This is a genomic window from Synechococcus sp. MIT S9509, from assembly GCF_047303035.1.
Lineage (GTDB): Bacteria > Cyanobacteriota > Cyanobacteriia > PCC-6307 > Cyanobiaceae > Synechococcus_C.
Map to the genome: position 1 here is coordinate 768,921 of NZ_CP138940.1, position 20,764 is coordinate 789,684.

Below are 20,764 nucleotides of genomic sequence, written 5' to 3' on the forward strand. Positions count from 1 at the left end.
ATGGCAGGACGTAACTGGCTTGGGACCTTCGGCGGAACGAATTCTTTCAACGTGAATTCAGAACTGGATCGTGGTTACGAAGCCGCGCTTCTGATTCAGAGTCTTGAACTTGAATATTACGGCGACCGTCCCATCCGCCCTGATCTGGAACTATCTGTTCCTGCAACAGTTCAGGCCACAATTCTTCGAAAGTTCAGGGCTGCCATCAACGTCTGCCGCTCATCGCTCGATAAACTTGAATATCAGCGTGCACAATTTGACACTCAGGAATTAAGACAGCTTCAACTAATTGAAAGTGTAGTCAATCGATACAGTCCCAGGCGTACTGCATCAGCTCCAACAATCAGCCGAGCGCCTGATCCCCTCCCACGCTCTTTACTGGGCATTTTCGATACATTGCGCCGGCAGCTGAATCCTGCTGCCGAAGCAACTCTGGTGGCGGGATTTCGACGCCGAAGAGATTCAACCTTGATCTCCCTCAAGGTGCTGCTTCTTTTGATTCTTGTGCCGCTTCTGGTTCAACAGGTCAGTCGCACTTACATCATCAGCCCAGCTGTTGATCATTTTGCTCCAGATCTTCCGTTTCTCAGTTATCCCAAGCCTCAACTTGAGGAACAGGCCGTTGAAAAACTGAGGGTCTTCAAGGCTGAGATTGAATTTGATGCACTGCTTCGGGGTGATTCAATCCCTACTCAGGAGGAGCTTCAACAAAAACTCTCTGCAAAAGCAGAAGAATTAAAGGAAGAAGCTGACTCAGAAAGCACCCATGCAGTGAAAAATGTATTGGCTGATCTTGCGGCAACGGTTGCATTCGTTGTGGTCTGTCTGTTCAGTCGCGAAGAACTAAGGGTGCTCCGTGGATTTTTTGACGAGGCTGTCTACGGTCTCAGCGATTCTGCCAAGGCCTTTGCAATCATTCTCTTTACAGATATTTTTGTCGGTTTTCACAGCCCGGAGGGATGGACTGTGCTTCTCGACGGAATCGCCAATCACTTCGGATTCCCTGCCAGGGAGAACTTTATTCTTCTGTTCATCGCAACGTTCCCAGTGATTCTGGCGACAATATTCAAATACTGGATCTTCCGTTATCTCAATCGTGTCAGTCCCTCTTCCGTGGCCACTCTTCGCGGCATGAACGGTGGTGGCTGAATCCTTGCATGGACTTGTATTGGTCACGGGACCAAGTCGTGGTGGCAAGAGTCGCTGGGCAGAACACCTTGTCTCTCAGCACAGTCCTGTCAGCTACGTCGCCACATCCGATCCACGTCCAGACGACAGCGAATGGCAGGAAAGACTTCGTCTTCACAGCGAACGCCGTCCCTCAGATTGGCAGGTCATTGAAAGCGGAGCCGATCTTTCCAAGGCCCTCAGTACTATCCCAAGTGATCACACCATTCTTGTTGACGCTCTCGGAGCCTTCACGGCGTGGCATCTCGAAGCTTCCGCTGTTGACTGGATCCAACTTCAGACAGATCTGATAAAAACCCTTCAGGAACGTCATCGACCTGTCGTTCTGGTGATTGAGGAAACGGGCTGGGGGGTCGTGCCATCAACGGCAATCGGCGGACGTTTCCGCGATCGTCAGGGCCGCCTTGCCCTTGAGCTTGAAGCCATTGCCTCAGCGAGCTGGCTCGTGGTTCAGGGACGAGCTCTTGATCTTCATGCGTTCGGAGTCGCGGTTCCCGAACCATGACAGCGGATTCCACAACACCTCTGAGGATTGCGCTGTTCGAACCAAGAATTCCGCCCAATACCGGCAGTATTGCTCGCACCTGCGCCGCCTTCGGCTTACCGCTTTCGCTGATAGAACCACTTGGATTCTCGATTGATGATCGCCATCTCAAGCGCGCCGGACTGGATTACTGGCCTTTTGTTGATCTTTCCGTTCATCCTGACTTCAATCATTTTCTGAACAGCCTTCCACAGCCCTCACGGTTGATCGGTTGCAGTCGACGCGGTGGGCAGATCCTTTCGACCATGAGTTTTCAGGAAGGCGATGTTCTGTTGTTCGGTCGTGAAGACATCGGACTGCCCGATCACATCCGGGCTCAATGCGATCAGATTCTCACGATTCCGATGCCCTGCAGCGCTGCGCAAGATGGGAGCGGAGGTGTGAGAAGTCTGAATCTGTCTGTCGCCTGTGGCATCGTCAGCTATCACGTCGGATCACAGCTTCAGCTGTGGTGATTGGAGATCTGCCACGAAAGCCCTTGCGTGGCCGTGTTCGGCTCGCTACGTTCTGCCGAATCCCGGGTTGTGGTGGCTCCATCGGGAATGATCTTCAATCCTGCCTGAATGAAGCCCCTATTTCTAGCTGTAACCGCAATTACTTCCAGCAGTGTGCTGTTTGCGGCTTCTCAGCTTTCAGGGCATGCAGATGGAGACCACCACAGTTCCCACCAGCTTCTCGCTGCCTTACCCAAATCGCCATCGCTGATCTGGGTCAAGCTGTCGGCGGACAGTGATCTGGGTGTGATTGCTCGAGAACTTGATCTTTCATTGAATGAGCTTTCAAAGTTGAATGAAAAGTCAGCTTCGATTTTGCTCAAATCAGGTTCATGGCTTGTCCTTCCTGAAAAAAGTCGTGATGACCTGAGCGACTTATCCCGTTTCGTCAAAGGTTCCGTTCGCACATCAGCTCCTCTGAGTTCGCCGCCCACACCAAAAGCTGTGGTGAAAATCAAATCAGGTCAGAGTCTGGCTTCTCTTGTTAAAGATCATGGCATCACTCTTCAACAACTGAAGGATCTGAATCCAGGGGTTCCGATTTCCCGAATGCTGGTGCCAGGGAATGAGGTCCGTGTGGCCAAAGCCCGTCCTGTTCTGGCGATCCGTCCATTGAAATCGGGGGGTGCGAGCTATCCGAAACTTCCTTCTTTTTCTGGATCGGATCCTGTTCAATCAGCCAGATCCTTTATCTGGCCGACGAAAGGTGTGTTCACCTCCGGATATGGCTGGCGATGGGGTCGGATGCACAAAGGAATCGATATTGCCAATAATGTGGGTACTCCAATCATCGCCGCCAAGGATGGTGTCATTGTTTTCGCTGGTTGGAGCAGTGGCTATGGCTATCTCGTAGAGATGTCGCATGGTGATGGAACCTCCACGCGGTATGCCCACAACAGTCGTCTGCTGGTCAGGAAAGGTCAGATGGTTCCACAAGGGTCACGTATCTCCTTGATGGGCAGCACTGGCCGTAGCACTGGTCCACATCTCCACTTTGAGATTCGTCGACCCGGTGGAGCAGCCATGGACCCTATGGCCATGCTTCCTGCCAAGCGTTCCTGAAAATCAACTTCTAGGGTTCAATTTATAATTTAAGCTGCGTTATCGTAATTTCCATTCAATTTTTGACTTCAAGTTTCAAAAAATAAATGTCAGAGGAGAGACTTGAACTCTCGACCTCAGGGTTATGAATCCTGTGCTCTAACCAGCTGAGCTACTCTGACCAAAGGCCTTCAGGCCAGTCGCCATCATACATCTTGAGATGTCCTCGGAGCTATCTCATCTCGATGGCATTGAGGCGTTCCCTGAACGATTTAGGAGATGATTGCGCTGTTGTCCCTTCATCACTCAATGAGACGTGACCCTCAGGAATCGCATTGGGGCGCCGTTGTTGCCTGACCGGTTGGCCACGATGCGGACGAGCCTTGAGTAGCAGAGCACGCGTTTTTGGATCGCGTTCGAGCGGTTGACTGTTCAGCTCACTTCGCACCTGATTCAGCAAACGGAAATGACCTGTGCTGCTGAATTTTCTGAGAAGTGCTGGATCCCAGCTCATGGAGGATTGAATCATGAACGCATTTTAGAAGTTGAGCATGCCTGGCCAGGTATCTGGTCGCTCCGCAGTCACTGGGTCAGCCGTGATAACTTGACGCGAGCAACTGGAAGTCGGAACGACTACGACCTAGGCCTGTTCACTTCCTTGCCAAACCTCGCATCACCAACATGTCTTCGTTGCGTGTGGGTCAAAAGGCCCCCGATTTCACTGCCACAGCAGTGGTAGACCAGGAATTCAAGGAAATCACTCTCTCGCAGTATCGCGGCAAGTACGTCGTACTGTTCTTTTACCCGCTCGATTTCACCTTTGTTTGCCCTACTGAAATCACCGCTTTCAGTGATCGTTACGCTGATTTCTCAAGCAAAAACACAGAAGTTCTAGGTGTTTCTGTCGACAGTCAGTTCAGTCATCTGGCTTGGATTCAGAGTCCTCGTAACCAGGGTGGTCTCGGTGACATCAATTATCCTCTGGTTGCTGACCTCAAAAAAGAGATCGCATCTGCTTACAACGTCCTTGACGAAGCTGAGGGAGTTGCGCTGCGTGGCTTGTTCATTATCGATCCAGATGGAGTGATCATGCACTCCACCATCAATAACCTTCCTGTTGGAAGGAACGTTGATGAAACGCTTCGTGTTTTACAGGCTTTCCAGTACGTTCAGTCAAATCCTGACGAAGTATGTCCTGCAAACTGGACACCTGGGGAAAAGACAATGAAGCCTGACCCTGTTGGCAGCAAGGAATTTTTTGCTGCCATTAACTGAGTCGTTGAACTCTGCCTGGTACCTCCAAGGTCCGCTCACAGCGGACCTTTTTTATGTGGCTTTGAGGGTTTCCTGCTGCCGTCTCTCCAGCAATGACTTCAATCCTTGATCCAGATCAGCTGCCATTGCAACGCGACGTCCGTCACTGACCACAATTCGAGTCAGTGTTGGCAGCCCACCTTGTTGTGCTCGCAGATAAATCGGTTCGACATAGAGAAGCGAATCACCGACAGGTACAACAAGGAGATTTCCCTGAACCACCTGTGAGCCTGCCCGGTCCCAAAGGGCAAACTGCTGGCTGATTGCAGGGTCTTGATTGATCAGCGCCTGAACCTGTTCCGGGCCAAAAATCGGAATGTCAGTAGGGAACCGCAAAAGAATCAACTCGCCATAGTGTTCATCGTCGTTTCTTGCCGCCAACCAGGCCGAGAGATTTGGTCGTGCAAGAGGAGTCAACGGCTGAAGCAGCAGAAACTCTGAATTCGGGCTTGGTTTCACCTGGGCCGTGATGTGGTACGGAGCTACAGGAATCTGATTATTTCCGTACAACTCCTTGGGTACTTGCCAAACATCATCGCCACTGTAAAAAATGCGAGGGTTGGTGACGTGATAACGGAGAAGTTGCTGCACTTGAAGTTCAAACTGTGCCTGAGAAACCATCAGGTGACGTCTAAGGCTAGTGGGCATATTTTCAAGATTTTCAAACAATGATGGAAAAACCTTGGTCCAACCTTGAATCATTGGGTCGTTCGGTTCATTGATATAAAAATGAACTTTGCCGTTGTAAGCATCCACAACAGCTTTAACCGAATTTCGTAGATAGCGAAGAGGTCGACCATCAGGAAGTGTTGATGCATAGGGAACGGTTCTTGATGATGTGAATGCATCAACAATCCAGTACTGATGCTGACCCTGTTGATAACCACTGGGAGCATCGTCAATAGGTACGGAGACAAGATATGGCTCACCCATCAGATCCAGAAAAGGCGCCAGTGCGTGAACTCTTTCTTTGACGTCACGTCGCAGAAGCAGACGAGATTCTTTTGTGAGAGCTCCTGTATTCAGAAAACGTGGATCCGCTAGATAGGTCGCTGCAGTAATCCTTTGCCAAAGATGTTCAAGGGGAACGCCTGCTGAACCTGAATAATGGTTGTAAGTGTTCTCGTCACCTTCGGGGTAATCAAATTCATCGATTTTTGTTGGTGCAACCGCGTAAGGTGAATACAGTGATCCAAAGTAAAGTGCAGCGCGTCCAATGGGAACTTCACGTTCCACGGTTTCCTTGCTGATGCCTAGAGACTTGTTTCCTTCAATTTGTGTGGATTGACCCAGATCGCTGATGAAGTAAGCCGGCAGTCCGTCCGGTTCGCGTGTATCCACAGGATTCATAGTGAAACCAAAGCCATGAGTGAAAACAAAATGTTTGTTCTGCCAGGTTCTCGAGCGAGCAGGAAGTGAGGCCTGGTCTAACTCGCGCGCTGAAATGATCACCTGTTGATTCTCATTACTTCCCTCATTGAGTGGGTAACGATCAACGGATGCATTTGCAAACTGGTAATAAACCCTGAGTTGCTGCAATTGGCGATTGGTGTCCAGCATTGGTTGGCTGTCCCAGAGCCTGATGTTCTGCAGGGTGCTGGCTCCCTTGATCAGGTCCTCTTCACTGATCTCCTGGGTCGGTGTGATCCCTCGGGCCCTGATCGAATCCAGTTGATAGGCCTGACGGGTCGCAGCGATCGATCGGCTGAGATACGGAGTCTCGAGTTGCAGCTCACGGGGCCGAACCACCATCCACTGGACAATCGGTGAAAGCAGAAGTTCCGACAGAACGGCGATCAAAGCAAGCGTGAACAGTGCTGTTCTGAGGCGACGTCGTTGGCGCTGCCTCTTCCCCGGCCATGGCAGACAAGTGCCGGCCATCAGCACAAGCAGAAGAGCAACCCATTCACGAAGCGGAAGCCGCAGATGGATGTCAATCCAGCCTGCGCCGGCGATAAGCCCGCTTTGAGTCCAGAGGAGTTGATGACGTACGAGCCATGTGAGAGCAGCCAGCACCAGCAACAGAACCACCAGTGCAGGTCGAAGCAATGCCCGTTCCTGTTCATTCCAGCCAGGGAATCCCCAGTCACTCAGACAGGGGGAACGGGTCAGTCGACTCCATGCCGAGGTGCTCAGAGTCAGAAGGATCTGAAGGAGCAGCAGCTGGAGAGCCAGTGCGATCGCTGAAAATCGCGCCAAGCCGAAACTGAGATCAGCTCCCAGCAGTGGGTCCGCCGTCCCGGAATCTGGAATCGTGATGGCCAGCGCCCAGAGGCCCCAGCTGCGACCTGCCACAACACAGAGGCAAAGGCTTCCGTACAGAAAGGCCAGGTTGATTCTTCGCCTCCGGCCAAGCCCCAAAGTGATCAGCACGATCAGCAGGATGCTGATGAACAGAACACTCCATTCCGGTCGAAACGGAACACTCCACCAGTGGGCCAGGAGAAAGGGCTGCTTCCATGCCAGCCACGCCAGTCTTGTTGTGACTGCGAGAACGCTGAGAAGGATGGAGAGGCAGGCGAACAGCGAAAGGAAATAGATGCCTCCACTCGATGCGGGGATCTCCCCTCGGGGTGTGGGGATATAGGCCTGCATCCAGCGGTGTCGCCACAAGGCCGTGAACAGAACCAGCAGAAACGCCAAACCAGCGCCGAGAAGCTGAAAGCCAAGCCGCTGCCCATAGGTTCCCTGTTGGCCGAACTGAGCGAACCAGGACCACTCAACCTGGAGCCTGGCGAACAGCCAGAAGACGGGAAAGATCAGCAGCAACCCCACCGCTGATGAACTCGAGAGGGAGGGAAGGCCCCGTTTGAGCAGGCTCAAGCCCCGGCCGGCAGCTGCTTCAGGCTAGGACTCCTCGAGGAGACGTCGAGCCCTGCCAGGGCGTGGAAGCGATCGGACTGGAGGGTCTCTTCCTCGATCAGCGCTTCCACGAGGCGATCCATGAGCTGCCGCCTCGGCTTCAGAAGATCGATGGCCTGTTGCAGAGCGTCCTGTGCCAGCGATCGGACCCGTCGGTCGATCTCACGACCTGTGCTTTCGGCATAGGCCTGTCTGGTGTTGACCAGATCTCGTCCGAGGAACACTTCCTGATCCTGGCCTTCCAGAGCAACCGGTCCAAGATCGGAGAAGCCGAAGCGCGTCACCATTTCCCGTGCGAGCTGCGACACCATCTGGAGATCACCGCTGGCACCCTGGGTCACCTCAGAGTCTCCGAAAACCACAATCTCCGCTGCACGACCGCCTAAGGCCATCACCAGCCTTGCTCTCAGATAGGAACGCGTGACAAGCCCGGAGTCAATGATCTCCTCATCAGGGAAGAAACGGGTGAACCCACCAACACCACCACTGCGTGGAAGCAGGGTGACCTTATCCACCGGGTCGGCATGGGGTGTGAGCGCCGCCACGAGTGCATGGCCGATTTCGTGATAAGCAATCAATCGCTTCTTTGCTCCGTCCTGGAGCGGAGCAGCTGTGAGGCCCATCGTGATGCGTTCCAGCGCTTCCTCAAGCTCTCTGTTACCCAGGAAAGATGCTTCATGACGGGCCGTGAGAATGGCCGCTTCATTGAGAAGATTCGCCAGATCCGCTCCTGAAAAACCAGGGGTTCTGCTCGCCCAGTCAGCAAGAGACACCTCATCCGACAAGGGACGGGTTCGTGCATGTACAGCCAGGATCGATTCACGACCGCGGCGATCGGGGAGACCGACCTGAATACGCCGATCAAATCGTCCAGGACGCATGAGCGCTGTGTCCAGAACATCTGCGCGGTTTGTTGCTGCCAGGAGAATCACCCCCGAGTTGTCAGCAAACCCATCCATCTCGGTGAGCAACTGATTCAGGGTTTGTTCACGCTCATCGTTTCCTCCACCGATCCCGGCACCTCTCTGTCGGCCGACAGCATCGATCTCGTCAATGAACACGATGCACGGAGCTTTTTCCTTGGCTTTTCGAAACAGATCTCTGACCCGACTGGCTCCGACACCAACAAACAATTCGACGAATTCAGAAGCAGCGATGGAAAAGAAAGGAACGCCTGCTTCCCCGGCGATAGCCCTTGCGAGAAGAGTTTTACCGGTTCCTGGAGGGCCGATCAACAACACTCCCCGGGGAATCCGAGCACCAAGCTTGATGAAGGTCTCCGGCTGTTTCAGAAAGGTGACGACCTCCTGCAGTTCCTCCTTGGCTTCACCAATGCCTGCGACATCCTCAAACCGAACAGTGATGTCCTCCTGAGGACTTGTTCTCGCCTGACTGCGCCCGAAACCCATCGCTTTGTTGGCTGCCTGTGCAGAACGGCGCAACAGCAATGAAAGGCCCACAACGATCAGCACAATCAAAGCCAGATTCCCGGCAAGCCCTGCCAAAGCCTGTTCCTGGCGCACATCCTTGACATTCAGCGGAGTACCCGAAGCCTCGGCAACTCTCAGAATCTGCTGATCATTCGCCAGGACTGGAACTGTGACTGATTTGCCATCGCGGTAGGTGACGATCACCTGACGCCGGGCTGGCACCAACACCAGTTCCTTGACGGAACCTGATGAAATTTGCTTCAGCAGGGTGCTGTAACTCACATCCGGTTGCTTGCGGAACAGAGCGAACGGACTTGTCTGTTGTTCGTCAGGCTTTGAATTGGGCGCTGGAGTTCCCTGCTCTGACTGGGTCGGCTGCTCTGAACTCACACCGCTGATGCGTCGAACCAAGATTAGCGATTTGACGAGTGGCGACTTCGAAGTGGATCATGGCTGTTTGGCAGTGCAACGCCCGCGATGGCCGTCCCGAAGAAGAAAACCTCGAAAAGCAAGCGCAATCAGCGTCATGCTGTCTGGAAGGCCAAGGCTGCCACTGCAGCTCAACGTGCGCTTTCCATTGGTAAGTCCGTATTGAGCGGACGGGCTCAGGGATTTGTCTACCCAGTTGCTGAAGAAGAAGAAGCTGAAAGCTGAGTTCTCAACACTTTGATCTCACGGATGCTGCGTGATCCCGTGAGATCGATCACCACTCCAGCTCGAGCAATGTTGTGCAACCAGCTCGGCGGCAGAGCTGCAAGCACCATTCGATTGAAGTCGGAGAGCTCATTCGGGCGGAACCCAACGCCACTGTGTTGTTCCAACGTGGCCAGCTGCTGTCGCTTCCACTGAGATGACAGACCGCTGTGAATGGCTCGCAGATGCCAGAGGTCATCCAGGCATGTCCAGATCTGCCGATAATCAGCAAGCAGGGACTCAGCTCTGGATCGCCATTCCAGCTCCTGATCGGACAACCCTTCAACGATTTCCGTTTCGATTGAGGGATGCGGCGATGCACCCAGAAACCAGCCTTCCAGCAGCACCACTTGTGATCGGGAACTGCTGCTTCCGAAACGATCCCCCCGGCCGTTGCGGAGTGCTTTGTCAAAGCGGGGAGCAGTGATCAGACCGCTTTCTTTCCACGTTTCAAGCGACTGGAGCATGCCATCGATGTCATGGCTTCCAGGAAGCGCTCTCGGAACGGACCAGGGATTTCCCTGAACACTTTTATCCAGCTGCTCGGCAGGCCAGTAAAAATCATCAAGCGACAGATGTTCCACGGGCCAGCCCAGCGTCTGACTCGCGGATTTGACCCAGCTGCAAAGGGTTGACTTGCCGCAGCCAGGCAGAGCGCTGACACCGAGAAGCACTCGTCTGCCCTCTGACAGAGCGCATTCAACCCGGCTGAGCAATGGCAGACCAACGAAAGTAACCCAGGCATCCATGACCGGGACGGACCACCGATCTCTGGCGAGGTTCACACCACCAACGCCTTCCCAGCGGTTCCACCAGTCATCAACATTGGGCCAGCCGAGACTGGCGACCAGGAGCTGGTGCCCATCCGTCACCTGAAGGGGGACTGACTTGTTCCAGCAATCAGGATCCAAGCTTGTAGGCCTCGAGCACCACGGCATACACCGTGCCGATACGCAGGTTGTCGAGGGCGAGCCAGGGGAGTGGCCAGGGTCCCGGACGCACCCTGGTGCGCAGTCGCACGATCAGTTCAATGATCAGCACCATCACCAGTACTGCCACAGGACGGTTCTGACCGGATCTCTGAAACCAGATCATCGTGACGTTACTTCCGATGATGAAGCCGAACAGCAGAGCGAGAACACCCACACTGCGTCTCCGCCAGGGACCAACAAGAACCTGATTCAGCTGCCTGCCGATTCGCCGCTGCAACTGCTCGTAGCGCGTGGCCTGAAGGGTCATCGAGAGGGGGTCGTGATTAGCAGCTTGAGGTACTCCAGCGTGATCAGACCATCTGCACAAGGGGGTCCACTGAAGATTCTTGCCGGCTGGTCAGGCTCTCCAAGCTGATCGACAATGACATCAGCATGTTGCCTGTTGTTTTCAAGCTGCTTGTCCCATGGCGACGGAGTCAGCACACAGCGCAGACCTGCTGTGTGGGCAGACTGCAGACCAGGAAATGAGTCCTCGAAAACAACAACGGCTTCCCGCTCTGATCCACTCAGTTCAAGCGCCAGTTGATAGGGGTCAGGACAAGGTTTGTGTCTTTCGACGTCATCAGCGGTGACCATTCCCTGAAACACGTCCATCAACTCGCTGGGCAGGGAGTTGAGCAGCGCCTGAACCGAAGCATGTCCACTGCTGGTCACAACCCACTGCAGCACTCCTGCGGATTTGAGCTCGAGCAGAAGCCGTCTGACACCGGGTCGCAGGGTCACGGCTCCAGACGAAACGATCCTGAGGTAGTGCTGTTGTTTGGAAAGACGCAACCGTTCGAGAGAGGCTGGATCCAGTGTTTCGCCCATCTCTTCAGCAAAGAACTTCATGCGCTGCCTTCCACCCGGGATGCTCAGCAAATCCAGGTAGAGCTGCTCATTCCAGTTCCAGCTGAGGCCACAGTCTGCGAATGCCCTGTTGAATGCAGGACGATGACCATTCAGTTCGGTGTCGGCAAGCGTTCCATCCACATCCCAGAAAACAGCCTGCAAACGCGTCATGCCGAGGACTCGATCGGGCACCAGCTTGACCGATCGCTTTTAAGGCGATGAGGGCCCACAATGCAGCGATCGTTTGCATTCGGCATGGTGGCAGGCGCCCGGGATCAGCAGTGGCGACTCCCACAACCGATCAAGGGTGATCCACTTCCAGCAGTGGATCTGCCTCTGGCTCTTAAAGCGGTTTTGTTCAGACGCGGACTTCAGAGTCCTGAACAGGTCACTTGGTTGCTCAGTGATCAACCGCTGCCGGATGCGGGTCGTCATTTTCCCGAGTTGAGGACAGCGCTCAAGAGACTTAAGACTGCATGCCTCAACAAGGAGTCTGTCGCCATCTGCGGCGATTACGACGCCGACGGCATGACCAGCACTGCACTGCTGATGCGTGCTCTCGAAGCCATGGGGGCGAATCCTCTGGCGGCCATTCCAAGCCGAATGGAGGATGGATACGGACTCAACAGAGGCATGGTGGAACAGCTCCATGCGGATGGTGTCCGTCTGCTGGTGACGGTCGACAACGGAGTCGCCGCTCATGAAGCTCTCGAAAGAGCTTCAGAGCTTGATCTGGAGGTGGTTCTGACCGATCACCACACTCTTCCTGCCAACCGACCGAAGGCGCTGGCTCTGATTCATCCCGACACCACGCCAAAAGGCTCTCCCTATGGCTGTCTGGCAGGGGTCGGACTGGCCTACGTGCTGGCCAGAGCATTGGCCGCGGAGTTGAATCACCCTGCTTCGATCAGCACAGCGAGAGATCTGTTCTGCATCGGCACAGTGGCTGATATGGCTCCACTCACAGGTGCGAACCGAATCCTGTTGCGGGAAGGACTGAATCATCTGCATCGAAGCCGCTGCCCTGGAGTTCAGGCCCTGCAACAACTGGCCGGGCTTGGAGATCGTCCTTTGCGTGCCGATGACATCGGTTTCCAGCTGGCTCCGAGAATCAATGCGGTGGGCCGCATCGGCGAACCCTCCCTCGTGGTCGACCTTCTCACTGCTGACGATCCGAATCGTGCATTTGAGCTCGGGCGCCGGTGTGATGCTCTCAACCGTCAGCGACGCGAGCTGTGCGATGCGATCGAAGCGGAGGCTGTGGCATTGCTTGAAAGTGATCCCTCACCGCTGCCTCCCTTTCTGCTGCTTGCTCAGGGCCATTGGCATCACGGGGTGATCGGCATTGTTGCCGCGCGTCTTGTTGAGCGTTATCAACGCCCAGCGGCGTTGCTGGCCAGTGACGGAGACGGGCAAATGCGTGCTTCGGTGCGCGCACCGGATGGTTTTGCTGTTGATCGTGCACTGCAGCACTGCAGTGATCTTCTGGTCAGACACGGAGGCCATCCCGCCGCGGGCGGATTCACTGTGCAGGTGACGGCTGTCAGTGCCTTGCATCAGGCTCTCAACACGCTTGCGGCGGAATGGCTGCAGAAACGAGGCGAGGATCTGCTGGTCGAACCTGAGGCGCTTCTGGAGCTCGATCAAATCGATCATTCATTCTGGGACGCTCTGCAGAAGCTGGAACCGTTCGGGGCTGGTCATCCAAAACCGCTGTTCTGGTCCAGGGGGTGCCGGATCACTGATCAAAAGGTGCTGCGTGGGGGACATCTACGCCTGAAACTTGAACAACGTGGAGTTGAGCGTCAGGCGATTGTCTGGCGTTGGCCTGAAAAGGCTGAACTCAGTCAGATGATTGATGCGACCTACACAGTGACTCAGAATCACTGGGGAGGAGAGACACGTTTTCAACTTGAGATCCAGGCCCTTCGTCCTCACCTTGAAGTGATGGAACTGCAGCGTTCGCGTGGGTGCTATCGCGTCCATCGCGTTGACAGCAACAGCCTGAAGTTGATCAATTCAGACGGGCAGTTTCTGGTGAGCCGTGTCAATCGCGAGGGTGAACTTGAAAGCGACGACAGTCGTGCCAGGCACCCTTACGTTGCGGCATTACTGCAGGAGGCCTGTATCGGTCTCGGTTTACGCCCATGAGTCCGGACAGCCGCCATGAACCCGTCCTGATTCCTGGGACGCTGCCGTCACAGAGTCGGCTCAAAGGTGTTGCGCGTCATTTCATCGGTCTTGTTCTGGTCGGGGTGCTGATCGGACTGGCCTGCCTACCGCTGAATCTCGTCGATCGCATTCAGGATCAGCTTTACGCACTGATGCCGACATCAGCGGCCGAGCAGTGGACCTGGAGAGGAGTGGGCGTGGCCTTGATGCCGCTGGGAGTGATGCCGCTGTTGCTGCTTCTCCAGCGGGGTCCATGGAACGCCGGAGCAGGTTCCGGCATTCCATCAACGATGAATGGACTTGAAGACCCGTCACAACTGCCTCGAGCCATGGCAGCTCCGGGAACTGTTCAGCGAGGAATTCTCTGGTCGATCGCCACCGTCGCGATGCTTCCTCTCGGCAGGGAAGGACCGGTGGTTCAGTTCGGTGCAGCTGTGGCGAGGTCCTTTCATCAGCGTTTCCGCGGCTGGCTTCCTTCCCTGAATGAACGCCAGATCGTCGCCATCGGTGGTGGTGCAGGACTTGCAGGTGGTTTCAACACACCGCTGCTGGGTGCTGTCTTCATGCTTGAGGAACTCACCGCTGAGTATTCGATCGTGACGATCTGGCCGGCGCTGGTTGTCAGCGTCGCCGCTGCAGGTTTCTCAAACATCGGAGGAGAACCGATGTTCGGACTTGGTGTCCTCAACATCGCATCACCCGAAATCGAGCAGCTGATGCTGGCTTTTCCGATCGGAATCGTCTGCGGACTCGTCGGTGGGTTGTTCAACAAGGGACTTGTCTGGCTGACCGGGCGTCTGGCTCCGGTTGTCAGAACCAGGCCCCTGCAGACAGGTCTCTGGCTCGGTGCTGGGTTGACAGCCCTGGCTCTGATGAGCTGGGGCACCTCCACGTCGGATGGTGAAGCGCTTGTTCGCCAGCTCATCGCAGAGGGAATGCCAACTCCCCTGAGCCCTCAGCACGACATCATCACGGGAATCATCAGCATATGGATGACGCTGGTCAGAGTGATCGGGCCGATGTTGGCTTTGAGTCCAGGGGTCCCTGGAGGACTGATTGATCCCTCACTCACCTTCGGTGCAGTTCTTGGATACACAATCTGCGCCGTCGCAGGAATCAGTTCGCAGGTCGGCATCGGCCTGGGACTGGCAGCAGGCCTTTCAGGAGCAACACAACTGCCGCTGGTATCCATCGTTTTCGCCTGGAGGCTGGCGGGAGACCAACAGCTGTTCGCTGGAGTTGTGCTTGCAGCAGTCTTGGCTGCTTACACCGGACGACTTGTCTGCAGAGATCCGGTGTATCACGGACTCAGCAAGCTTCAGAGCGCACCGCGGCGATAGAAGAGAATGAAGATCACAGCGGGGCCGGCCAGGGTGATCAGGGCCAGTGCCGCGAAATTGGCGATCAGGTGGAAATCGAGTCCCATGAAACGGAAGCAGTTGAAAGGCATGATGCCTTGTCCAGGCTACGGGGCACTCCCCCTTCTCGTACAGGAGCTGCCTTCCCTCTGTGATGGCTTGTCACAGCTGCCAGGGGCTGTCGCTGTTTCCGGGGTTTGCCCGTGACACGCCATGGAGAGAAATGGTCGTGCATGAATCAATGCGGCGCCTGCTGCCGCCTGGCACCTGATGAACGTCCGGAAGCTGTCGAATCACTGGATCCGCTGCAGCAACAGCAATATCTCTCCATGGTGGGAACTGACGGCTGGTGCATCCATTTCGACAGTGGCTCGAGGAGTTGTCGCATCTATGACTCCCGTCCTGATTTCTGCCGAGTCAGCAGTCTCTGCGGTTTGTTCGGTGTTGATCCTGAGCAGGCGGATTCATTCGCAATCGCCTGTTGCCGACAACAGATCCGTTCGGTTCATGGCGGTCGCAGCAGGGAACTGCGTAAGTTCGAACGTCTCATCCGTTCATCGGAACCTTCGTGATGACTGATTCCGGCACCTCACAACGTCCTGGTTTCACGACTGTTCTGCTGACAACCTTCACAACGGTTTTCCTTGCTGAGCTTGGCGACAAGACCCAGCTCGCCACACTGCTGCTGTCGGCACAATCAGGTCAGCCCTGGCTGGTGTTCGGCGGTGCTGCACTGGCGTTGATCTGCTCCAGCCTTGTCGGTGTCCTGGTCGGACGCTGGCTTTCAACGGTGATGCAGCCGGAGCGACTTGAGCAGATGGCTGGATTGTTGATGCTGGGCCTGGGCCTCTGGCTTGGTTCTCAGGCACTGCAATCGTTGATGTCCTCGAATCCTGTCTGAGAGGCATGTCCTGATCGAGCTGCCGCTGAACCTTTCTCCTTCATGAATCTGCCCCTGCTTCTTTCCACATTCGCCACTGTTTTCCTGGCGGAACTCGGCGACAAGACACAACTGGCCACGGTTGCCATCAGCGGAACCTCCAACCGCCCGCTGGCTGTGTTTCTGGGCTCAGCCTCGGCGCTCGTGCTGGCAAGCCTGATCGGTGCCATTGCAGGTGGATCTCTGTCAGGCATCGTTCCCGCCGACTGGTTGCAACTCATGGCATCGCTTGGATTTCTTGCGATTGGACTGAAATTGCTCTGGCCGCTTCTCAGTGGGACAGAGTCAGCAGCAACAGCTGACGACTGAAACTCCAAGTGCGCGCATGGCCCGTACTATTGGTTCCTTAGGGATTGCGCACTCTTCCGCTGCAAGCGCTCCCGAGACGACTCCTCCCGGTCCTGTAGGCCGCTTCCCGTACACCGTTCCGATGAAATTCACGGTCGCTGACCTGCTTGATCAGGTTCCTTCAGAAGGAAACCTTGAGACCGCCAGGCTCGAAAAGATTCTGCGCCTGACCAATCGCGCTGAGAAACAGTCCCTTGGGCTTGCACTACAGGGTCTGACACGCCTTGGAATCCTCGATCTCGACAGCAATGGAGCCATCAGTCGGGGAACAGCTGTTGATCTGGTTGAGGCACGTCTTCGCTGCAGCAGCAAGGGATTCTGCTTCGCTATTCGTGATGACGGCGGAGATGATATTTATATCCGAGATCATCAGCTCAATCACGCCTGGAACGGCGATCGTGTGCTAGTGAGGCTGACCCGTGAAGGCGGCAGACGCCGCTCACCTGAAGGTGGGGTGCAGTGCATTCTTGAGCGGGCCACCACCAGCCTGCTTGCATCAGTTGAACAGCAGGATGAACGGGTTGTTGCCGTTCCTCTCGACGATCGCTTGCTGGCATCGATCGAATTGTCTCCAGACGATGCAAGCCACGCGGACAAGCCCGTCGGGACGGCTGTGGCCGAAGTGGTCCTTGATCGCTTTCCGATTGCGCAGTTCCCGGCACGTGGTCACGTTGCTCGATCGCTTCCTCTCGACGGTGGTGCGGATGCTGATCGTGAACTGATGCTCACGAAAGCCAATCTTCATCAGCGTCCGGCTGCTCCTCGTGCAAGTTTCAAGGCTCCAACCTCCAAGAAACGTCAGGATCTGAGCAAACAACCTGCACTGATGCTCAGGGGATGGACTGCCGATGGAGCTCCTGCATTGCCGCTTGTTCATGTCATTCCCCACGAAGGTGGGGCACGACTGTGGATCCATGCCCCTGCTGTGGCTGAACGTCTTAGCCAGGGGAACAGTTACGACCAGTGGCTCCTCAATCAGGCAGAAAGCCTTTGTCTCGGTGGACATTGGCAGCCTCTGCTCGGTCCTGCGCTTGAGAAAGCCTGTTGTTTCCGTGTCGGTGAGGTTCAGGACGCTGTCTCGTTACGCCTTGACATCGGATCGGAAGGTGAATGGCGTGACTGGGAATTTTGTCTCAGTCGCGTTTGCCCGGTCGCTGAGGTCGATACTGATGCTCTCCAGGCTCTTGAATCTCGTAAACCCAAATCAAGAGCGATCCCTGCCGCTCTGAAGCCGATCAAAGATCAGATCGGTCAGCTTGAAACACTGATTTTCTGTGCAAAAAAGCTTCAGGAGGCCGAACGATCGGAAGGTCGCATCGAACTGGATCTGAATCGTGCTCAAGCGGATGATCTGGGTGATCTCAACAGGGTCTCCCCCGACGGTGATGGGCAGAACTGGGCGATACCACTGAATACCAGTTGTCCGAATTCCTTACTCTCCGTTCTCACCCGGCATGCTCATCGTGTCTGGGAAGAACACAGTCGTCAGCTTGGTTTGCCGGCGATACTCCTCGACGCACCACCAGCGGATGATGCGGCTCTCAACGATGTTGCCAAGGCTGCCGTCGCTCTGGACGTTTGTCTCGAACTGGATGAGGACGGAGCCCCCATGGCATCCGAGCTGGCTCTGGCTCTTGCGAACAGCAAATCCAGTCATGTCCTTAACCTGCAACTGAAGCTGGCTTTGCCTGACAGCAGCTACCGGGTTTCCAGTCAGAGCAACCAAATCCCGTCCGATTCCTCGGATGAGGCTTCGATTGCTTCGGTAGATGAGCCTCAGATTGATGATTCGGATCCTTCCGATGTCATTACCAACAACAAGAAGCGTTTGAATCCCTTCGCACCGTGGTGCTGCCCAACCTTGCATCAGGCCGATGTCATCAACCAGCAGGTGCTCTGTTCGCTGCTCAATGACGGCAAGGATCGCCCGACTGTTCGTCAGAAGAACAAAGTGAAACTGGGAGAGAAGGGAGTTGCCGCTTCATTGAACTGGCCTCTGTTCACAGCATCACAGGAACAGAAAATTCAAGACCTGATCCGTGAGCGCACTGTTCAGCGTTTGAATGCCCGTCGCCACCTGGTGGCCGAACTGAAGCGGGATGTGCTCGCAATGTCCAAGGCCCGCAGCGCCGAGCCGATGATCGATCAGCAGCAGACCGGCGTCATCAGCGGGGTTCAGAGCTATGGATTTTTTGTTGAAATCGCACCTTCCATGGTTGAGGGTTTAGTGCATGTCAGCTCACTGAATGACGACTGGTATGAATACCGTTCAAGACAGAACCGTCTTGTTGGTCGTAGAAGCAGGCGTGTTTATCAATTGGGTGACACCGTCGAAGTAAAGGTACTGAAGGTTGATGTTCTGAGAAATCAGATTGATCTCGAGGTGGTTCCTTCCATTGCCGCTCGTTCAGATGATCCTCTGCCGGTGGCTGTGAGCGAGGAATGACTCCCTATGTGATCGGTATCAGCGGTGCGTCCGCTCAGCAGTTGGCTGAACGCACACTGCAATGCATGTTGCGCCGTGATCTCAGCGTGCATGTGATCCTCAGTCGAGGGGCCCACGGCGTCTGGAGGGCTGAAAGGTCGATTTCTGTTCCAGTTGATCCCCGACTTCAGGAACGTTTCTGGAGGGAAAGGCTCGGAGTCAGTGAAGGACAGCTGATTTGTCATCGGTGGAATGATCAATCGGCTGTTGTCGCGAGTGGAAGCTTTCCAACCAGGGGAATGGTGGTGGTGCCTTGCTCCATGGGAACCGTTGGTCGCCTGGCTGCTGGCCTTGCAGGTGACCTGCTTGAGCGTTGCGCGGATGTTCATCTCAAGGAGGGGCGCCCTCTCGTGATCGCACCGCGGGAAATGCCATGGAACCTCTTGCATTTACGCAACCTCACCACACTCGCTGAAGCGGGAGCAAGAATTGCTCCACCAATTCCGGCCTGGTACACACAGCCTGAAAGCATCGACGACATGCTTGATTTTCTGGTGATGCGGCTTTTTGATTCGTTAGGTGAGTCCCTCACCGATCAGAAGCGTTGGCAGGGGCCTCTGTCATGACATCTCTTCAGCGCCTTCTGCTGATCCCCTGTCTTTCGCCACTGTTGCTCACCTTGCTCATTGGTGGACTCAATCTGGGCAAGGCTGGCGGTCTGCGCATTCTCACCTGGGAGTTACCCAAGCTGCCCATCGGGGTCTGGATGGCTGTTGCCGCCACCTCGGGAGCGGTTCTTGGATCTGGAGGGGTTCTGGCGGCAGGATCGTCATCACAACAGTCCATGCAAAGAGAAGTCCGTCGCCCCTTTGCATGGCAACAAGAATCGTCTGAGCAGGAAACGCATCACACCGCCACCACAGCGGCAACAATGCCCTGGCCCCAGAGAGACGTGCATGAGCCTGCTCCTACTGTTTCAGTGCCGTTCAGGGTGATCAGAACCGGACGTGCGTCCAGGAGCAGTGACGCCGATGCCGACCCCAGAGAAAGTGTTGCCGCGCAGTCTGTTCAGACTTCAACAACATCAAGCGAAGACTGGAATCAGCCGCTTCCGACAGATTGGTGAAACTGGTGAGAGGTGCACCGGGCTGTCTACAGTCCCGCGAGCGAAACAGGTTCGGTGAGCGAAACCCCCGACACTCCTCCAAAACAGGAAGCAAGTTCCGTTCCGGATACGGCAACCAAAGCTGCGGGTTCAGCAGAACAGAAGGCCTCTGCACCATCGGAGCAAACCGAAGCAGTGGTTGCCGCTGACAAGTCCGCGGCTGATCAAGCAGCCAACCCCGCGGAGGCTGATACAGCTGAAAAACAACCCAAAGACGACAAGCCGGCCAAGCCAGCCCAGTCGGGCAGCGCAGAGAAGCCATCCGCGACCGCGGAACCGATCAAGGCCGATACCGACAAGGCTGACAAGCCCGCGGCTGTTCCAGCAGCCAAACCCGCAAAGGCTGATACAGCTGAAAAACAGCCCAAAGCAGACAAGCCGGACAAGCCAGCCCAGTCGGACAAGGCAGAGAAGCCATCCGCGGCCGCGGAACCGATCAAGGCCGATACCGACAAGGCTGACAAGCCCGCGGCTGATCCAGCAGCCAAACCCGCAAAGGCTGATACAGCTGAAAAACAGCCCAAAGCAGACAAACCGGCCAAAACAGACAAGCCGGACAAGCCAGCCAAACCAGCCGCCAAACAAAAGCCCGAAGACAAGCCTTTTGCAACATTCATACAGGAAGACTTTTTGCCGACACTCACCAAGTCATTGACCGAGCGCGAGAGTGCGCCGATCAGCCTCGAACTTGTTGAAGGCGAAAGACCTGTCGTGGGAGGAGCTTGTTGGATGGTTCAGGGCGTTTTACCTGCTGAACGACGTTTCTGGCTTTGTTTTGCATCCGATGCGATCACTTCCGGCAAAACAATTGCTCTTGCGGAATCCGGTTCAGATCCAAGTCTGCTCGAGTCGTTCTTGATTGATGAGAAACGCATCAACCTGGCCTTATTGGAATCCCGATTGCTTCAGCGCCTGAACGGTCAGAAATGGTTCGGAGGTAACTGATCCAATGGGTTACACCCAGCCC

22 protein-coding genes and 1 tRNA gene are annotated in these 20,764 nt (G+C 55.3%); 15 read left to right on the forward strand and 8 right to left on the reverse strand.

Annotated elements, in window-relative coordinates; genetic code table 11:
• The 4 genes from pxcA to SIB73_RS04270 all read left to right on the forward strand — a co-directional run bounded on the left by pxcA (position 1) and on the right by SIB73_RS04270 (position 3,288).
• A complete protein-coding gene (gene pxcA / locus SIB73_RS04255) occupies positions 1 to 1,149 on the forward strand; it encodes a proton extrusion protein PcxA (protein ID WP_413402658.1) in 1,149 nt (382 codons plus the stop codon).
• Positions 1,139 to 1,693, forward strand: coding sequence for a bifunctional adenosylcobinamide kinase/adenosylcobinamide-phosphate guanylyltransferase (locus SIB73_RS04260; protein WP_413439722.1), 555 nt, complete (start codon positions 1,139 to 1,141; stop codon positions 1,691 to 1,693). Before pxcA ends, SIB73_RS04260 begins: the two co-directional genes overlap by 11 nt.
• Positions 1,690 to 2,187 carry a tRNA (cytidine(34)-2'-O)-methyltransferase gene (locus tag SIB73_RS04265; protein ID WP_413402655.1) on the forward strand — a complete coding sequence of 166 codons (498 nt, stop codon included), beginning with the start codon at positions 1,690 to 1,692 and terminating at the stop codon, positions 2,185 to 2,187. The genes SIB73_RS04260 and SIB73_RS04265 overlap by 4 nt, the downstream gene beginning before the upstream one ends.
• 108 nt (positions 2,188 to 2,295) lie before the next feature.
• On the forward strand, positions 2,296 to 3,288 hold the full coding sequence (locus tag SIB73_RS04270) for a peptidoglycan DD-metalloendopeptidase family protein (protein WP_413402654.1): 993 nt from the start codon (positions 2,296 to 2,298) through the stop codon (positions 3,286 to 3,288).
• Positions 3,289 to 3,375: 87 nt separating this feature from the next.
• On the opposite strand, the gene SIB73_RS04275 is transcribed toward SIB73_RS04270, so the two are convergent.
• Positions 3,376 to 3,449: transfer RNA gene (locus SIB73_RS04275), tRNA-Met, on the reverse strand.
• A 50-nt stretch (positions 3,450 to 3,499) separates the two neighbouring features.
• On the reverse strand, positions 3,500 to 3,796 hold the full coding sequence (locus SIB73_RS04280; RefSeq protein ID WP_413402653.1) for a hypothetical protein: 297 nt from the start codon (positions 3,794 to 3,796) through the stop codon (positions 3,500 to 3,502).
• Between the two features lie 152 nt (positions 3,797 to 3,948).
• Between SIB73_RS04280 and SIB73_RS04285 the strand changes: the two genes are divergently transcribed.
• Positions 3,949 to 4,542, forward strand: a complete 594-nt coding sequence (locus SIB73_RS04285) for a peroxiredoxin (RefSeq protein WP_413402651.1) — start codon at positions 3,949 to 3,951, stop codon at positions 4,540 to 4,542.
• A gap of 51 nt (positions 4,543 to 4,593) precedes the next feature.
• Here SIB73_RS04285 and SIB73_RS04290 read toward each other — a convergent pair whose 3' ends face one another.
• Together SIB73_RS04290 and ftsH are read right to left on the reverse strand one after the other, a co-directional pair.
• Positions 4,594 to 7,404, reverse strand: coding sequence for a UPF0182 family protein (locus SIB73_RS04290; RefSeq protein WP_413402649.1), 2,811 nt, complete (start codon positions 7,402 to 7,404; stop codon positions 4,594 to 4,596).
• Complete coding sequence (gene ftsH / locus SIB73_RS04295) at positions 7,401 to 9,263, reverse strand: ATP-dependent zinc metalloprotease FtsH (RefSeq protein ID WP_413406432.1); 1,863 nt, start codon at positions 9,261 to 9,263, stop codon at positions 7,401 to 7,403. The genes SIB73_RS04290 and ftsH overlap by 4 nt, the downstream gene beginning before the upstream one ends.
• Positions 9,264 to 9,350: 87 nt before the next feature.
• On the opposite strand from ftsH, the gene rpmF reads away from it, so the two are divergent.
• Entirely contained in the window at positions 9,351 to 9,527 is a 177-nt protein-coding gene (gene rpmF / locus SIB73_RS04300; protein WP_114992884.1) for a 50S ribosomal protein L32, read from the forward strand.
• Here the strand turns inward: rpmF and SIB73_RS04305 are convergent.
• Genes SIB73_RS04305 through SIB73_RS04315 form a run of 3 tightly spaced genes read right to left on the reverse strand, consistent with a single transcriptional unit; the run spans position 9,491 to position 11,581 of the window.
• A complete protein-coding gene (locus SIB73_RS04305) occupies positions 9,491 to 10,438 on the reverse strand; it encodes a kinase (RefSeq protein WP_413402648.1) in 948 nt (315 codons plus the stop codon). The genes rpmF and SIB73_RS04305 overlap by 37 nt on opposite strands.
• A gap of 28 nt (positions 10,439 to 10,466) precedes the next feature.
• Positions 10,467 to 10,805, reverse strand: a complete 339-nt coding sequence (locus tag SIB73_RS04310) for a DUF565 domain-containing protein (protein ID WP_413402646.1) — start codon at positions 10,803 to 10,805, stop codon at positions 10,467 to 10,469.
• Positions 10,802 to 11,581 (reverse strand): HAD-IA family hydrolase, encoded by a 780-nt coding sequence (locus SIB73_RS04315; protein WP_413402644.1) that lies wholly within the window; start codon positions 11,579 to 11,581, stop codon positions 10,802 to 10,804. The genes SIB73_RS04310 and SIB73_RS04315 overlap by 4 nt, the downstream gene beginning before the upstream one ends.
• Before the next feature lie 63 nt (positions 11,582 to 11,644).
• Here SIB73_RS04315 and recJ point away from each other — a divergent pair, with 63 nt between their 5' ends.
• Together recJ and SIB73_RS04325 are read left to right on the forward strand one after the other, a co-directional pair.
• Entirely contained in the window at positions 11,645 to 13,540 is a 1,896-nt protein-coding gene (gene recJ / locus SIB73_RS04320; RefSeq protein WP_413406430.1) for a single-stranded-DNA-specific exonuclease RecJ, read from the forward strand.
• A complete protein-coding gene (locus SIB73_RS04325) occupies positions 13,537 to 14,901 on the forward strand; it encodes a chloride channel protein (RefSeq protein WP_413402642.1) in 1,365 nt (454 codons plus the stop codon). Before recJ ends, SIB73_RS04325 begins: the two co-directional genes overlap by 4 nt.
• On the opposite strand, the gene psb30 is transcribed toward SIB73_RS04325, so the two are convergent.
• Positions 14,880 to 15,011 (reverse strand): photosystem II reaction center protein Ycf12/Psb30, encoded by a 132-nt coding sequence (gene psb30, locus SIB73_RS04330; protein WP_413439723.1) that lies wholly within the window; start codon positions 15,009 to 15,011, stop codon positions 14,880 to 14,882. The two genes, SIB73_RS04325 and psb30, sit on opposite strands and share 22 nt — an antisense overlap.
• Positions 15,012 to 15,152: 141 nt before the next feature.
• Here psb30 and SIB73_RS04335 point away from each other — a divergent pair, with 141 nt between their 5' ends.
• The 7 genes from SIB73_RS04335 (at position 15,153) to SIB73_RS04365 (ending at position 20,742) form a co-directional block, all read left to right on the forward strand.
• On the forward strand, positions 15,153 to 15,491 hold the full coding sequence (locus SIB73_RS04335) for a YkgJ family cysteine cluster protein (RefSeq protein ID WP_413402641.1): 339 nt from the start codon (positions 15,153 to 15,155) through the stop codon (positions 15,489 to 15,491).
• Entirely contained in the window at positions 15,491 to 15,820 is a 330-nt protein-coding gene (locus SIB73_RS04340; protein WP_413402639.1) for a TMEM165/GDT1 family protein, read from the forward strand. The genes SIB73_RS04335 and SIB73_RS04340 overlap by 1 nt, the downstream gene beginning before the upstream one ends.
• A 42-nt stretch (positions 15,821 to 15,862) precedes the next feature.
• Positions 15,863 to 16,168: a TMEM165/GDT1 family protein gene (locus SIB73_RS04345; RefSeq protein WP_413402637.1), complete on the forward strand. Its 306-nt coding sequence runs from the start codon at positions 15,863 to 15,865 to the stop codon at positions 16,166 to 16,168.
• A 121-nt stretch (positions 16,169 to 16,289) separates the two neighbouring features.
• Positions 16,290 to 18,653, forward strand: a complete 2,364-nt coding sequence (locus SIB73_RS04350) for an RNB domain-containing ribonuclease (RefSeq protein WP_413406428.1) — start codon at positions 16,290 to 16,292, stop codon at positions 18,651 to 18,653.
• Positions 18,650 to 19,258, forward strand: coding sequence for a flavin prenyltransferase UbiX (locus SIB73_RS04355; protein ID WP_413402635.1), 609 nt, complete (start codon positions 18,650 to 18,652; stop codon positions 19,256 to 19,258). Before SIB73_RS04350 ends, SIB73_RS04355 begins: the two co-directional genes overlap by 4 nt.
• Positions 19,255 to 19,758, forward strand: coding sequence for a hypothetical protein (locus tag SIB73_RS04360; RefSeq protein WP_413402633.1), 504 nt, complete (start codon positions 19,255 to 19,257; stop codon positions 19,756 to 19,758). Before SIB73_RS04355 ends, SIB73_RS04360 begins: the two co-directional genes overlap by 4 nt.
• Before the next feature lie 474 nt (positions 19,759 to 20,232).
• Entirely contained in the window at positions 20,233 to 20,742 is a 510-nt protein-coding gene (locus tag SIB73_RS04365) for a DUF2996 domain-containing protein (RefSeq protein ID WP_413406427.1), read from the forward strand.
• The last annotated feature ends 22 nt before the right edge of the window (positions 20,743 to 20,764 follow it).

Excerpts from the sequence above, each read along its gene's own strand:
- pxcA (WP_413402658.1), top strand. The coding sequence starts at position 1 with ATGGCAGGACGTAACTGGCTTGGGACCTTCGGCGGAACGAATTCTTTC.
- SIB73_RS04265 (WP_413402655.1), top strand. The coding sequence starts at position 1,690 with ATGACAGCGGATTCCACAACACCTCTGAGGATTGCGCTGTTCGAACCA.
- SIB73_RS04270 (WP_413402654.1), top strand. The coding sequence starts at position 2,296 with ATGAAGCCCCTATTTCTAGCTGTAACCGCAATTACTTCCAGCAGTGTG.
- SIB73_RS04280 (WP_413402653.1), bottom strand. The coding sequence starts at position 3,796 with ATGATTCAATCCTCCATGAGCTGGGATCCAGCACTTCTCAGAAAATTC.
- SIB73_RS04285 (WP_413402651.1), top strand. The coding sequence starts at position 3,949 with ATGTCTTCGTTGCGTGTGGGTCAAAAGGCCCCCGATTTCACTGCCACA.
- rpmF (WP_114992884.1), top strand. The coding sequence starts at position 9,351 with ATGGCCGTCCCGAAGAAGAAAACCTCGAAAAGCAAGCGCAATCAGCGT.
- SIB73_RS04310 (WP_413402646.1), bottom strand. The coding sequence starts at position 10,805 with ATGACCCTTCAGGCCACGCGCTACGAGCAGTTGCAGCGGCGAATCGGC.
- recJ (WP_413406430.1), top strand. The coding sequence starts at position 11,645 with ATGGTGGCAGGCGCCCGGGATCAGCAGTGGCGACTCCCACAACCGATC.
- SIB73_RS04325 (WP_413402642.1), top strand. The coding sequence starts at position 13,537 with ATGAGTCCGGACAGCCGCCATGAACCCGTCCTGATTCCTGGGACGCTG.
- psb30 (WP_413439723.1), bottom strand. The coding sequence starts at position 15,011 with ATGCCTTTCAACTGCTTCCGTTTCATGGGACTCGATTTCCACCTGATC.
- SIB73_RS04335 (WP_413402641.1), top strand. The coding sequence starts at position 15,153 with ATGAATCAATGCGGCGCCTGCTGCCGCCTGGCACCTGATGAACGTCCG.
- SIB73_RS04340 (WP_413402639.1), top strand. The coding sequence starts at position 15,491 with ATGACTGATTCCGGCACCTCACAACGTCCTGGTTTCACGACTGTTCTG.
- SIB73_RS04345 (WP_413402637.1), top strand. The coding sequence starts at position 15,863 with ATGAATCTGCCCCTGCTTCTTTCCACATTCGCCACTGTTTTCCTGGCG.
- SIB73_RS04350 (WP_413406428.1), top strand. The coding sequence starts at position 16,290 with ATGAAATTCACGGTCGCTGACCTGCTTGATCAGGTTCCTTCAGAAGGA.
- SIB73_RS04355 (WP_413402635.1), top strand. The coding sequence starts at position 18,650 with ATGACTCCCTATGTGATCGGTATCAGCGGTGCGTCCGCTCAGCAGTTG.
- SIB73_RS04360 (WP_413402633.1), top strand. The coding sequence starts at position 19,255 with ATGACATCTCTTCAGCGCCTTCTGCTGATCCCCTGTCTTTCGCCACTG.